The sequence below is a fragment of the Streptomyces cadmiisoli genome (assembly GCF_003261055.1).
GTDB lineage: Bacteria > Actinomycetota > Actinomycetes > Streptomycetales > Streptomycetaceae > Streptomyces > Streptomyces cadmiisoli.
In genome coordinates, this window is the sequence record NZ_CP030073.1 from 2,442,760 (window position 1) to 2,456,075 (window position 13,316).

The 13,316-nt window shown below is 74.0% G+C and carries 11 protein-coding genes; 6 read left to right on the forward strand and 5 right to left on the reverse strand.

What is annotated here, in order from left to right; genetic code table 11:
• The first annotated feature begins 183 nt into the window (after positions 1–183).
• Together DN051_RS10200 and DN051_RS10205 are read left to right on the forward strand one after the other, a co-directional pair.
• Positions 184–1,857: a PucR family transcriptional regulator gene (locus DN051_RS10200; protein WP_053759243.1), complete on the forward strand. Its 1,674-nt coding sequence runs from the start codon at positions 184–186 to the stop codon at positions 1,855–1,857.
• A gap of 128 nt (positions 1,858–1,985) precedes the next feature.
• The gene (locus DN051_RS10205; RefSeq protein WP_112442202.1) at positions 1,986–2,759 is read left to right on the forward strand and encodes a hypothetical protein; all 774 of its coding nucleotides are present in this window, start codon (positions 1,986–1,988) and stop codon (positions 2,757–2,759) included.
• Positions 2,760–2,808: 49 nt separating this feature from the next.
• On the opposite strand, the gene DN051_RS10210 is transcribed toward DN051_RS10205, so the two are convergent.
• Positions 2,809–3,639, reverse strand: a complete 831-nt coding sequence (locus DN051_RS10210; RefSeq protein WP_112438554.1) for a GntR family transcriptional regulator — start codon at positions 3,637–3,639, stop codon at positions 2,809–2,811.
• 155 nt (positions 3,640–3,794) lie between these two features.
• Between DN051_RS10210 and DN051_RS10215 the strand changes: the two genes are divergently transcribed.
• Positions 3,795–4,643: a (2Fe-2S)-binding protein gene (locus DN051_RS10215; protein WP_053759241.1), complete on the forward strand. Its 849-nt coding sequence runs from the start codon at positions 3,795–3,797 to the stop codon at positions 4,641–4,643.
• A 280-nt stretch (positions 4,644–4,923) separates the two neighbouring features.
• On the forward strand, positions 4,924–5,973 hold the full coding sequence (locus DN051_RS10220; protein WP_112438555.1) for a DUF2637 domain-containing protein: 1,050 nt from the start codon (positions 4,924–4,926) through the stop codon (positions 5,971–5,973).
• 76 nt (positions 5,974–6,049) lie between these two features.
• On the opposite strand, the gene DN051_RS10225 is transcribed toward DN051_RS10220, so the two are convergent.
• Together DN051_RS10225 and DN051_RS10230 are read right to left on the reverse strand one after the other, a co-directional pair.
• Positions 6,050–6,529, reverse strand: coding sequence for an ATP-binding protein (locus DN051_RS10225; protein ID WP_112438556.1), 480 nt, complete (start codon positions 6,527–6,529; stop codon positions 6,050–6,052).
• A 261-nt stretch (positions 6,530–6,790) separates the two neighbouring features.
• Positions 6,791–7,411 carry a hypothetical protein gene (locus tag DN051_RS10230; RefSeq protein ID WP_112438557.1) on the reverse strand — a complete coding sequence of 207 codons (621 nt, stop codon included), beginning with the start codon at positions 7,409–7,411 and terminating at the stop codon, positions 6,791–6,793.
• A gap of 242 nt (positions 7,412–7,653) precedes the next feature.
• On the opposite strand from DN051_RS10230, the gene DN051_RS10235 reads away from it, so the two are divergent.
• Positions 7,654–9,099: a transcriptional regulator gene (locus DN051_RS10235; protein WP_112438558.1), complete on the forward strand. Its 1,446-nt coding sequence runs from the start codon at positions 7,654–7,656 to the stop codon at positions 9,097–9,099.
• A gap of 21 nt (positions 9,100–9,120) precedes the next feature.
• Here the strand turns inward: DN051_RS10235 and DN051_RS10240 are convergent, their stop codons facing one another.
• Together DN051_RS10240 and DN051_RS10245 are read right to left on the reverse strand one after the other, a co-directional pair.
• A complete protein-coding gene (locus tag DN051_RS10240; RefSeq protein ID WP_053759236.1) occupies positions 9,121–10,863 on the reverse strand; it encodes a pyruvate dehydrogenase in 1,743 nt (580 codons plus the stop codon).
• 54 nt (positions 10,864–10,917) lie between these two features.
• Positions 10,918–12,435, reverse strand: a complete 1,518-nt coding sequence (locus DN051_RS10245; protein WP_053759235.1) for a protein phosphatase 2C domain-containing protein — start codon at positions 12,433–12,435, stop codon at positions 10,918–10,920.
• Between the two features lie 396 nt (positions 12,436–12,831).
• Between DN051_RS10245 and DN051_RS10250 the strand changes: the two genes are divergently transcribed.
• Positions 12,832–13,314, forward strand: a complete 483-nt coding sequence (locus tag DN051_RS10250) for a DUF456 domain-containing protein (RefSeq protein ID WP_053759234.1) — start codon at positions 12,832–12,834, stop codon at positions 13,312–13,314.
• Positions 13,315–13,316 lie beyond the last annotated feature (2 nt).

Here is a 13,316-nt window from a genome sequence, read left to right on the forward strand (position 1 = left end):
TATGAACGGAGGTCATCAGTAACCTCCTGGTTTTCCTCTGGAAACGTGAAGCACAGCCGCGTGACCTGGGACACAGCGCGGGAGACGGCGAGCACCCCTCATCCGCCCGACGAGCGGACCCTTCATCATGGGCCCGTCAAGATCCATCGTATTTTTCGAGACAAAGAAACGGCGGCGACGAGAATGCGGCTGCGCGCACTGCTGGACACCGACGCGCTGGGCCTCAGGTTGCTCGGCGGCGAGGACGAGCTGGACCGCGCGGTGCGGGGCGTGATGACCACCGACCTGCGCGACCCCAGCCGGTACCTCTCCGGTGGTGAGCTGGTGCTGACCGGCCTGGCCTGGCGCCGGGACGCCGCCGACGCCGAGCCCTTCGTACGGATCCTCGTGCAGGCCGGTGTGGCCGCCCTCGCGGCCGGCGAGGCCGAACTCGGGGACGTCCCGGACGACCTGGTGCTGGCCTGCGCCCGGCACCGGCTCCCGCTGTTCGCCGTACACGAGTCGGTGGCCTTCGCCACCATCACCGAGCATGTGGTGCGCCAGGTCTCCGGCGAGCGCGCCGGGGACCTCGCGGCCGTGGTGGACCGCCACCGCCGGATGATGACCTCGGGCCCGGCGGGCGGCGGCCCGGAGGTGGTCCTGGACCTGCTCGGCTCGGACCTCGACCTGCGCGCCTGGGTGCTGTCGCCGACCGGGCGGCTGATCGCCGGCCCGAAGGTCGCCGGGACCGCGCTGCCGGCGGAGAGCTGCGCTCAGCTCGCGGCCGAGCACCTGGCGGCCTCGCGCGGCGGCCGCCGCGGCCCCCACCGGGTGATCCTCGGCAGCACGACGTACTCGCTGTTCCCCGTCCGCAGCAGCGGCCGCTCCCCGCAGGCGGCGCGGGACGTGCGCGAGACGGTGCTGTCGGACTGGCTGCTGGCCGTGGAGGCGGACGCCGGCGACTGGGCGGAGGAGCGGCTCGACCTGCTGCACGGTGTGACCCAGCTGATCTCGGTCGAACGGGACCGCCGGGACGCGGCCCGCACGGTGCGGCGCCGGCTCGCCCAGGAGGTCCTGGAGCTGGTGCAGACGGGCGCCGCGCCCGCCGAGATCGCGGCCCGCCTGCGGGTGGCCGCCCCGGTGCTGCTGCCCGGCCTCGGCGCGGCCCCGCACTGGCAGGTCGTCGTCGCCCGGGTCGACTGGCAGGGCGACGAGATCGAGTCCGGACCGGTGGCCCAGTCGCTCCTGGAGGAGATCCTCGTCGACCCGCTGTCGACCGGACCGGAGCCGTCGGACCGCATCGCCGTGGCCCACACCGGCGACGAGGCGATCGCGCTGGTCCCCCTCCCGGCCGTGTCCGCGGAGCACGACGGTTCCGAGACCGGGGTCCTCGCCGACGCGCTGCTGGCGTCGGTCCGCGAGCCGCTGTCGGCGGGCCTGGACGACGACGGCCGGGTCACGCTCGGCGTCAGCGCGGCCGTCCACTCGGCCGAGGGCCTGCGCGGAGCGCTGGAGGAGGCCCGGCACGCCCGCCGGGTCGCGGCCGCCCGCACCGGCCGGGTCTGCGCGGCGGGTCACCAGGAGCTGGCCTCGCACGTCCTGCTGCTGCCGTTCGTGCCCGACGACGTGCGCCGCGCCTTCACCGCCCGCCTCCTGGACCCCCTGCGCGAGTACGACCGCCGCCACCGCGCCGAACTCATCCCGACGCTGGAGGCGTTCCTGGAGTGCGACGGCTCCTGGACCCGCTGCGCGTCCCGGTTGCACCTGCACGTCAACACACTGCGCTACCGGGTCGGGCGGATCGAGCAGTTGACGAGCCGGGACCTGTCGCGCCTCGAGGACAAGCTGGATTTCTTCCTGGCACTGCGCATGAGCTGAAACCCGAAGGACCCAGGAGTCCCACGACTTTGTGAAATCCTTCACCCACCCCCTTGGCCGGGCGGCTGAGTAGGTGCTGGAATGCGGCCACCACTCAACAGCTCAATGGCGTGCTCGGGGAGGGCAACGTGGCGCATACCGCCATGTCTGGTACCGGAACGACTTCCGACGACGATCCTCTCCAGACCGCGGTATGGCGGCTGCGGTCGCGGGCCTGCTGGGCCGACGCGGCGGCGCTGCTGCCGGCGGCCGGCGCGGCCGCCGCGCTGCAACGGGCGTCGCTGCTGGTCGAACGGTGCCTCTACACCGAGCAGGGGTGGGAGGAGGCCGAGGACGCCCTGCGCACCGCGGAGGCGCAGACCCGGACCGACGAGGACCGCGGCGCGGCCGCTTGTGAACGCGGGCAACTTGCCTACGCGGCCACGCTGCACGGGGTGCGGGACCGGGCCGACGAGGCGCGGGCCGCGCTGGGGCGGGCGGCGGCGCTGATCCCGCCGGGCGCCGCGGGCCGGGCCGTACTGGACTTCCGGCGCGGGCTGCTGGCGGAGAACCTGGCGCACTCGCCGCAGGCCGCCCGGGCGGCGTACCGGCGTGCGCACGCGGGGGCGGCGGCGCACTCCGACGCGCTGCTGCTGTCCTTCACCTGGCGCCATCTCGCCGGACTGGCCCTGCGCGACGGGGACTTGGCCGAGGCACGGCACGGGTTCGCCGAGTCCCTGCGGATCCGCGAGGAGTTGGGCTACCTCGTCGGCACGGCGCCGGCGCTGGTGTCCCTGGCCGACGCGGAGACCGAGCCGGAGGCGTCCCGGCTGCGGGAGGAGGCCCGCCGGCTGTTCCGGCTGCTCGGGGGCGTACCGACGTGGCTGGAGCCCCGGTTGGCCCCGCCGGCGGCCACGGCGTAGCCCGGACGCGCCACGGGGCGGGGTGGGCGCGGCGGCTCCGCCGCCGCGGTCATCCCGTCCCCGCGAAGTGCTCCCCCACCAGCGTCCGCACCTCGTCGACGTCCCGGGCGATCAGCGCGTCCAGCAGCGCCGCGTGCTGTGCCGCGTCGGCGACCAGCTCCGAGCGGCCGAGCCCGGTCGCGCCGCCCCTCATCGGCCACTGGGTGCGGCGGTAGAGGTCGTCGGCGATACGGACCAACTGCTCGTTCCCGGCCGGCACGAGCAGGGCGCGGTGGAAGGCCCGGTCGGACTCCGCGTACGTCACCCGGCAGCCGGACGAGGCCGCGCGCACCGTCGCCTCGGCCAGCGGACGCAGCTGCGCCCAGCGGTCCGCGGGCACGGTGCGGACCAGCCGCAGGATGACGGGGATCTCGATCAGCGCCCGGACCTCGGCCAGTTCGGCCAGTTCCCGGGCGCCGCGCTCGACCACCCTGAAGCCCCGGTTGGGCACGACCTCGACGGCGCCCTCCAGGGCGAGCTGCTGCATCGCCTCCCGGACGGGTGTCGCGGAGACCCCGAACCGCTCGCCGAGCGCCGGTGCCGAGTACACCTCGCCGGGCCGCAGGTCCCCCGCGACCAGCGCCTTGCGCAGCGCGTCGAGGATCTGCCCGCGCACGGAGGCCCGCTGGACCACCGGCCTGGCCGGCTCGACACGCGGTCGCGGTACGGGCGGCTCGCTGTGAGTGTGCTCACCGCGCACCGCCCCGGGCACGTGGGCCCGCTCCCGGTCCGTCTCCACGGGCGGGGCCGGCCTGCGCGCGGGCCGCGGCGCGGGACCGGCCGCGCCGACCGGACCGTTCGGGAGCCCTGTACCGGCGGAGCCCTGCGCGCCCTGCTTCACGGGTCCTCCTCCGGACGTGTCAGTACTTAGGGGTCATTACGACGGCTTGTTACTCCTGCGTCAAGCACCTTAGGCGCAGAAGCCCCCACTTCAAATCCCGCGACGATTGAGTAAGGTAAGGCTTACCTCTAACACTTGCGGATCGGTGGTCCCGTATGCCTGTGCCCCGTTCGGCCGTCGCGGACGCGTACGCACGCCTGGCCGAGGTCCTCCCGGATCTCGGCGTCATGGAGCTGAACGCCGGGGAACCCGGCCCGAGCGGCGGCGGCTGGGTGTCCGCGGCCGCGCTCGCGGCCGCCGGCCCCGGCCTCGACGCCTTCCTGGCCTGGGACGACGAGCAGGTGCGCCGCGACTACGGAATGCCGGCCCGCCCGGACGTCGTCGCGAGCTTCGGCCTGCACCGGTACGCCTGGCCCGCCTGCCTGCTGATCACCGTGCCGTGGTTCCTGCACCGCCGTGTCCCCCGCCTCCCCGTGACGGACGTCTCGTACGACCGCACGGCCCCCGGCTTCGCCATGGGCCGCCTCGCCGTGCGTCCGGGCGCCTTCGCCTGCCTGCCCGGCGACCCGGCCGCCGAGCTGCCCGGCGCCGTCGTGGTCCCCGACGAGGAGGCGCTGCGGGAGCAGGTGCGGGCCGCCGTCGCCGAGCACCTCGAACCGGTCCTGACCGGTTTCGGCCCGCGCATGCGGCGCCGCGGTCGCGCCCTGTGGGGCACCGCGACCGACGAGATCGTGGAGAGCCTGTGGTACGTCGCCCACCTCCTCGACGAGCAGGACCGGGCGATGCGGGAGCTGGAGCTGCTGCTGCCCGGCGCCACCCGGCCGTACGTCGGTTCGGCCGCCTTCCGCGAGCTGACCGGACCGAACGGCGAGTCACTGCCCACCCGGGACCGGGCGAGCTGCTGCATGTTCTACACCCTGCGCCCCGAGGACACCTGCGTGACCTGCCCGCGCACCTGCGACGCGGAACGGATCGTCAAACTCACGGCGGTGGCGGCCGGTTGAGTCGGCGTCCAGTAAGATCGTCGGCGTACGAGTCACCCGCGCGGGCACAGGTGTTTCACAACTTCCTCACGCTTCGCGGGAACTTTCCGAGGAACCACCCGTACGGGTAGTGTTACTCGAACTCAACTCCCGCCCCTCACGCGGCAGTTCGAGCAGATCGCTGCCCCGGGCATTCCCTTGCACCTCCTTGGCGGCCTCTTGCACCGAAACCCCCTGAGGGCCGACGGGTTTGGGCCACCATGGCGGGCGTTACGCCCTATCCCAATGCAAGGGACCCCAGATGAGATTGACCGACATATCGCTGAACTGGCTGCTACCCGGCGCCGTACTGCTCCTGGGCATGCTGGTCGCGGTGGCGGTGCTCCGGCGCGGCAAGGGTGTCGCGGCGAAGGACACGAGCGCGGACGACTCGTGGGAGCGTGCCGAGGAGCGCCGCAGGCGCAAGGAGGCCGTCTACGGCACGGCCTCCTACGTCCTGCTGTTCTGCTGTGCCGCCGTCGCGGCGGCCCTGTCCTTCCACGGTCTCGTCGGCTTCGGCCGGCAGAACCTCGGACTGTCCGGCGGCTGGGAGTATCTGGTTCCGTTCGGCCTCGACGGCGCGGCGATGTTCTGTTCGGTGCTCGCGGTGCGCGAGGCCAGTCACGGTGACGCGGCGCTCGGCTCGCGGATACTCGTGTGGACGTTCGCGGGTGCCGCGGCCTGGTTCAACTGGGTGCACGCGCCTCGGGGCCTCGATCACGCGGGGGCGCCGCACTTCTTCGCCGGTATGTCGCTGTCGGCCGCGGTCCTGTTCGACCGGGCGCTGAAGCAGACCCGCCGGGCCGCCCTGCGGGAGCAGGGTCTGGTCCCGCGTCCGCTGCCGCAGATCCGGGTGGTCCGCTGGCTGCGGGCGCCCCGTGAGACCTACAAGGCCTGGTCGCTGATGCTGCTGGAGAACGTGCGGACCCTCGACGAAGCGGTCGAGGAGGTGCGCGAGGACAAGCGCCAGAAGGACGAGTCCCGGATGCGTCAGCGGGAGAAGCAGCGGCTGGAGCGGGCGCAGCTCAAGGCGATCAGCCGCGGTCACGGCCGGGGGTTCCCCGGACGCGGCGGCGGACGCCGCGCGGAACTGCCCACCGTGGAGCAGGGCTCCGAGCGGATCACCGCGGAGCCTGCCATATCGGCGCCGGAACCACTGCCCGTCCGCCAGCGCCCCTCGCTCGAACCGGTGCGCAGCAGCAGCGCTGAGCCGTTCACCGTCGACCTCACGGCCGAGGACGACACCATGGCGCTGCCCCGCCTCGACTCCCTGGAGCGCAAGCTCAAGGACCTGGAGCAGCAGTTCGGTTAGGACCGGTCCGGTCGTCTCGGGACGGGGGCGCGGCGCGCGACAGCGGCCGCGCCCCCGTCCCGTTCGTCGTGCCGCGTCAGGCGGCGTCCGCGTCCAGTTCGAACCAGACCGACTTGCCGACCGCGTGCGGCCGCACCCCCCAGGCGTCGGCGAGGGACTCGACCAGCACCAGCCCCCTGCCGTGCGTCCCGTCGTCGGCCTTCGGCGCGCGCACCCGGGGCCTGCGGGCCACGAAGTCCCGCACCTCCACCCGCAGTCCGCGCGGTCCCACGGCCGCCGTGAGCACCGCCTCGTCGTCCGTGTGCACGATCGCGTTGGTCACCAGTTCGCTGGTGAGCAGTTCCGCGATCTCCGACCGGCCCGGCTCCCCCCAGTGCCGCAGCAGTTCGCGCAGTTCCTTGCGGGCCTGCGGGACCGCCCGCAGGTCCGCCCGGCCCAGTGTGCGTCTGAGCTGCGGCACCGGCGCGGCCCGCGCGCCGTCGGCCCCTTCCTCCACCGTCCCCGCCGGGGAAGCCCCCGCCGTCGTGGAAGCGCCCCCGCTCGCCTGCCTGTTCATGTCCCCCGCCCGCGTGCCGATGTCGGTTCCCCTCCTGGTCGAACACGTTCACGGGGATCCATGCCCCATCGGCACCGGGCCAGTCATGTGGAATTGTCAACGACCGTGTGTTCGGCCACGGACGCGGCCCGCGCGGGCTCGTCACCAGCCACGGCCCGCCCTGCCCGCCTCGGGCAGACTGGCTGAAACCTGACCTGGCGGCGGTCGCCCTCCCGACCCCCGTGGCGAGAGGGCGACCGCCGGATGCCCACCGGCCCGCGGTCAGTACAGCTTGTTGACCGCGGTGGTGGTGGTCTTCTTGAAGGCCCGCACCGGTGCGTCGCCGAAGTCCCCCATCTGCGACCAGTCGACGACGGTCACGGTCCGGCCGTCGCGGCCCACCGACATCAGCCGCACGTCCTGGGCGCCCCACGCGGTCTCGGTGTGCAGCCCGTGGACGCGGGCGCCCTCCTCGACCGGGATCGTGCCGTAGCCGCGGTAGTACGCCTCGACCTCGGGGTTGCCCTGCTCGGCGCGGGCCGCGCAGGACCGGATCTCCTTGTTCATCCGTCCGGCCAGCGCCTTGGCCTTGCCTGCGCTGCCCGTCACGATGGTGAGCTGACGGGCGGTGGTGTCGAGGTCGGTGTAGAAGTCGCGGTAGCGCGAGTCGTAGCCCGGGAACACGTCGTCCAGACAGAACCGGAGCTCGATCGGGACGCCGTCGGTGACCTTGCCGGCGGTCCAGGACGACGAGGGGTGCGGCGGAAGTTGGGAGGCCGAGAGGAACGCGGGCCCGCGGTGCTTGGGCGCGGCGCTGCCGGCCGGTGCCGCGAGTACGGTGGCGGTGGTGAGCGCGGCGGCCGCGAGTGCGGTGAGCGCGCCGGCTCGGATGCGGTTGGGCATGGGTTCCCCCGTGACTGAGTGCGTGCGAGTGTCGGTGCCGTACGACGCCGGGTGGCCGGCCCGGAACCGGTCGATGCGGTACCAAGAGCATCAGCGGTCACGGTGGCCGAACGCAACGACCGGCGCCCGATCCGCGACGGTGGAACCATCCCAGGCCCTGTGACGTGCAGGTACATGGGGTGCCTGGGATGCCTTCCCGGGACGGAACGAGCGCTTCGAGGGCGGAAGTTCGGGGGTAGGGCGTGGCACAGGACGACGTGGCGGAGTTCGCGGCACTGCTGCGGCGGTTGAAGGCGCGCACGGACCGCAGTTACGGCTCGCTGGCCCGTCGGCTCGCCATGAACACCTCCACGCTGCACCGGTACTGCGCCGGTGACGCCGTACCGCAGGACTTCGCCCCCGTCGAGCGGTTCGCCGCGCTCTGCGAGGCCACCCCGCAGGAGCGTCTGGAGCTGCACCGCCGCTGGATCCTGGCGGTGGCGGCCCGGCAGCGGCCGAGGACGGCGCCCGCCGCGACGACGGAGCCGGAGTCCGCGCCCGCCGGACCCGCGGACCGCGCCGCGGAACCCGAACCGGCACCACGGCCCGCATCCGGCCCCGGCCCCCATGTCACCTCGGCCGCGGCGCCCGAGCCCGCACCCGTCCCGGCACCGGATCCCGCACGCGAGCCCCTTCTCGATTCCATGACGCCCCCGGCATCGGCCCAGGCATCCGAACCCGCCCCGGAGTACGCCGACTTCCCCGGCGCCCGGCCCTGGTACCGCCGTCGGCGCGCCACCGTCACCGCCGCCGTCGCCTGTGTCCTGCTCGCCACGCTGGGCGGGCTGAGCGCCCTGCCGACCGACCGCCGGCCCGTCACGGGCGGCCCGGCCTCCGCCCCCGGTTCGCACCCCGCGACGGCACCCGCGTCACCCGGCGCGTCCGCGTCGGCCACGTCGTCCGCCTCCTCCGGCGCGTCCCCCTCCCCCGGCCCGTCGCGCACCGACGGTCCGGCCGCCACGGGCGCCGAGGGCAGCCCGACCGCGCACGGCCCCGGCGGCACCGCGGGCCCGAAGCCGGCCGCGCCGTCGGGCGTCCCCCTCACCTGGACCGCCGACTCCCAGGTCTGGGCGCAGGGCTGCGGTCACGACTACGTCATCGACAAGTCCCCGGGCCAGGTCCCGCCGCCCCCGGCCCCGCAGGACGCCGGGACGTGGGCGGCGACGCAGGGCGCCGTGCACGGGCGGGAGACGAGCATCCGCATCTCGGTGCAGGGCCGGACGTCGACCGCCGTCGTCCTGGAGGCGCTGCGGGTCCGCGTCGTCGGCCGCGCCGAACCGGTCCCCGGCACGGCCTACGCCATGGACCAGGGCTGCGGCGGATCGCTCTCCCCCCGCCACTTCGCCGTGGACCTGGACGTCGACCGGCCGATCGCCCGCTCCGTCGCGGGCAACGACGCGGGCACGCCGATCCCGGCGGTGCGGATGCCCTACCGGGTGTCGGCCGAGGACCCGGAGGTCCTGCTGGTGACCGCGCGCACCGAGACCTGCGGCTGCGCCTGGTACCTCGAACTGGACTGGTCGTCGCAGGGCCGCACCGGGACCGTGCGCATCGACGACCGCGGCCGGCCGTTCCGCACGAGCGCCATCGAGGACCTGCCGCGGTACATGTACGACACCCTGAACCGTCGGTGGACGCCCTACCGCTGAGCAGTACCGGTCGGCCCGGCGCTACGGCCGCGGCACGTTGCGCAGGTTGGAGCGGGCCATCTGGAGCATCCGGCCGACTCCGCCGTCCAGCACGATCTTCGAGGCGGACAGGGCGAAGCCGGTGACCATCTCGGCGCTGATCTTCGGCGGGATGGACAGGGCGTTGGGGTCGGTGACGATGTCGACGAGGGCGGGGCCCTTGTGCTTGAAGGCGTCCCGCAGGGCCCCGGCGAGGTGCCGGGGCTTCTCGACGCGCACGCCGAAGGCGCCGCAGGCGCGGGCCACCTCGGCGAAGTCCGGGTTGCTGTTGGTGGTGCCGTACGAGGGCAGACCGGCGACCAGCATCTCCAGTTCGACCATGCTGAGGGCGGAGTTGTCGAACAGGACGACCTTCACGGGCAGGTCGTGCTGCACGAGGGTGAGGAAGTCGCCCATCAGCATGGTGAATCCGCCGTCGCCGGACATCGACACCACCTGCCGGCCGCGGTCGGTGAACTGCGCGCCGATCGCCATCGGCAGCGCGTTCGCCATCGAGCCGTGCGAGAAGGAGCCGATGACGCGGCGGCGGCCGTTGGGCGAGATGTAGCGGGCCGCCCAGACGTTGCACATGCCGGTGTCGACCGTGAAGACCGCGTCCTCGTCGGCGACCTCGTCCAGCACGGAGGCCACGTACTCGGGGTGGATCGGGACGTGTTTGTCGACCTTCCTCGTGTACGCCTTGACGACGCCCTCCAGCGCGTCCGCGTGCTTCTTGAGCATCTTGTCGAGGAAGCGCCGGTCGTCCTTGGTCCGCACCCTCGGGGTGAGACAGCGCAGCGTCTCGCGCACGTCGCCCCACACCGCGAGGTCCAGCTTGGAGCGGCGGCCGAGGTTCTCCGGGCGGACGTCGACCTGGGCGATCATCACGTCGTCGGGCAGGAAGGCGGTGTAGGGGAAGTCGGTGCCGAGCAGGATCAGCAGGTCGCACTCGTGGGTGGCCTCGTAGGCGGCGCCGTAGCCGAGCAGACCGCTCATGCCGACGTCGTAGGGGTTGTCGTACTGGATCCACTCCTTGCCGCGCAGGGCGTGCCCGACCGGTGACTTGATCTTCCCGGCGAACTCCATGACCTCGGCGTGGGCGCCCGCGGTGCCGCTGCCGCAGAACAGCGTCACCCTGTCCGCCCGGTCGATCATCTCGACCAGCCGGTCGATCTCGGCGTCCCCGGGACGGACCGTGGGGCGTGAGGTGACCAGGGCGGTCTCCACCGCCTTCTCCGGGGCGGGCCGGTCGGCGACGTCACCGGGCAGCGCGACCACGCTGACGCCGCTCCGGCCGACGGCGTGCTGGATGGCGGTCTGGAGCAGCCGCGGCATCTGCTTCGGACTGGAGATCAGCTCGCTGTAGTGGCTGCACTCCTGGAACAGCCGGTCGGGGTGGGTCTCCTGGAAGTAGCCGAGGCCGATCTCGCCGGACGGGATGTGTGAGGCCAGGGCCAGTACGGGCGCCATGGAACGGTGGGCGTCGTACAGACCGTTGATGAGGTGGAGGTTGCCGGGGCCGCAGGAACCGGCGCAGGCCGCCAGCTTCCCGGTGATCTGCGCCTCCGCGCCGGCCGCGAAGGCGGCGGTCTCCTCGTGGCGGACCTGGATCCAGTCGATGGCCGAGTTGCGGCGGATCGCGTCGACGACCGGGTTGAGGCTGTCACCGACGACGCCGTACAGGCGTTTGACTCCGGCGCGGGCGAGGATGTCGACGAACTGTTCGGCGACGTTCTGCTTGGCCATGGATCCATGCACCCCTTAGGTCTCCTTGGGTTCATCAATCCACAGGTACCGCGCTCACGCCTCCCAAACAGCGGCCGCCGTACGGTCGTCGGCGTAGCCCTTCACCCGGACCTGGGTGTCGGCGAGGAAGGCCGCGAGGCCCGGCGGTTGCCCGGGGGACCATCGCTGCGCGAGGTGGGCGGGCAGGTCCGGTTCGCCACGCAGCGGGTCGGCCAGTCCGCCGGTGCACATCAGGAGCGTGTCGCCCGGTCGGGCTACGGAGGCACGGAAACGGAAGGGGTCCCTCGGCGGTTCGGGGGGCGGGTCGTAGGGGGTCGGCGGTGTCGTGATGCCGAGGTCCATGGTGAGCCGGTCGCCCTCGGGGGTCTCGGCCGGCGGGGACCCGAAGCCGACGACGGGCTCGCCGGCCGCGTCGGTGACCCGGGGTTCGATGTCGTACCAGAGGCCGTCGCGCAGCCGGAACAGCCCGCCCGCGCCGACGCCGAAGAACACGCGCGTGCGGCATTCGGGGTCGGCGGGCAGCAGCAGGCAGCGCAGGGTGGCGGAGTACTCGTCGGGCCGGAGGCCCTGTTCTGCGGCGCTGGCGCGGAGTCTGCCGAGGCTGCGGTCGGTCAGCCGGTGCAGGCCGGACTTCAGGTCGCCGCGCCGGGCGGCCCGCAGGTCCTGGGTGAGCCGCACATGGCTGCCGCCGACCGCCCGGCCGATCCACCCGCACACCTCGGCGGCCGCGCGGTGGGCCCCGGCGGTGGCGCGGGCGCCGGTCGCCATGGCCACCAGCACGAGCGCGTCGTCGCCGCTGCCGAAGCGGGCGGTGAGCAGCGCGTCGCGCCGTGGTTCGCCCCGGTAGCGGGCGGAGTCCCCGCGCACCGAGGCCGCGCGCAGGGTGCACGCGCCGTAGCGCGCGCCGTCCAGCACGGTGTCGGCGACCAGGGCGCCGAGGTCGTCGGGGTCGGCGGGCGGGAGCGCGGTGGGCTCCGCTTCGTAGGTGGGCGGTCCGGAGCCGATGTGACGTGGTGTCGTGGGGGCGAACTCGGCGGGCGGTCGCGGGAGCGCGTCCTGCGGGGCCGGTTCGGCCGGTGCCCCGGTGTCCGCGAAGGGGGGCTGCGCCGGGGCCGCGTGCCCGGTCGTCGAGGCGGTGGCGCCGTGCGGCGGGGGCGGGGGCGGGAAGGTGTCGGGCGCCCGAGGTGTGGCGGGCGGCGGTTCCCAGGGCGCACGCCGGGGAGCGGACGCCGGGTCGTGCGGGCCGGCGGCGGCGCGCGGGGGATCCTTCGGCGGGGCCGGAGCGACGGACGGCTGTGCCGGTTCGCCGCGCGGTGCGGGCACGGGCGTCCGGCCTGCCGGCGTCCCGTGCCCGGTGGGCACCGCCGGGGCGTCGTCGCCGGGTACGGAGGCGCCGGGGCCCGGCCCGCGGGTCCGGTCGTCCGTGCTGTCGCCCACCGCTCCGTTGGCGGAGGCGAAGCGGTCGTCCACCGAGTCCGGCGTGCGCGTGGGGCCGGTGTCCTCGGTGGAGCCGTCGTACAACTGCCCCCACCAGTCGTCGGGACCGGTGGGCCTTCCCCCCTGCTGGCTCATGCCCCCAATTGTCCACCGCACGGCGCGGTTGGAAACGGGGCATCGGGAAAATGGCGTCCCGACGCCCTGCCGCGTACGGCGTGTCGGGTCGCGGCGTCGAACTGACACGCGAAAAGGCCGCCGAGCGACTCCACCCCCCACGGGAGAGCCGCCCGGCGACGCAAGAACCCGGCCCCCGTCGAGGCCGGACGCCCCAGCTTGGCAGAGTTACGGGCGGTACGACGATGATGTGCCGCGGCGCTTTTGCGCCGTGGCCGGTTTCCGCCACGGCGCGCCGGGCCGTCCGGGTTGCGGTGCGGCCGGGCCGCGTGCGTGCGGGGCCGGACGACGCGGGTCCGGCGGCGGACGGCTCATCCGTGACCTGCGAGTTCCGGCGTGCTCCGGCACCCTGGGCAGATGGGAGTCTGGGAGCTCCTGCTGGCCGGACTGGTCCTCCTGCTCGGCCTGTGCGGAGTGCTGGTACCCGGCGTGCCGGGGTCGTGGCTCGTGTGGGCCGCCGTTCTGTGGTGGGCGTTGCAGGATCCGCGTCCGGCCACGTGGTACCTGTGCGTGGGTGCCACCGTCGCGCTGTTCCTGTCGCAGGTGGTGCGCTGGGCGCTGCCGCCCCGCCGGCTGCGGCAGAGCGGGGCCACCCCCCGGATGGCGGTGTACGCCGGAACCGGCGCGGTCCTCGGCTTCGTCCTGGTCCCGGTGATCGGCGCGATCCCGGGGTTCATGGGCGGCATCTACCTGTCCGAACGGCTGCGCCTCGGCCGTTCGGGCGAGGCCCGGGCCGCGCTGCGCACGGCGATGCGCTCGGGCGGCTCCAGTGTGCTGGCGGAGCTGTTCACCTGCCTGCTGATCACGGGGGCCTGGCTGGTGGTGGTCGTCCGTGGCTGACC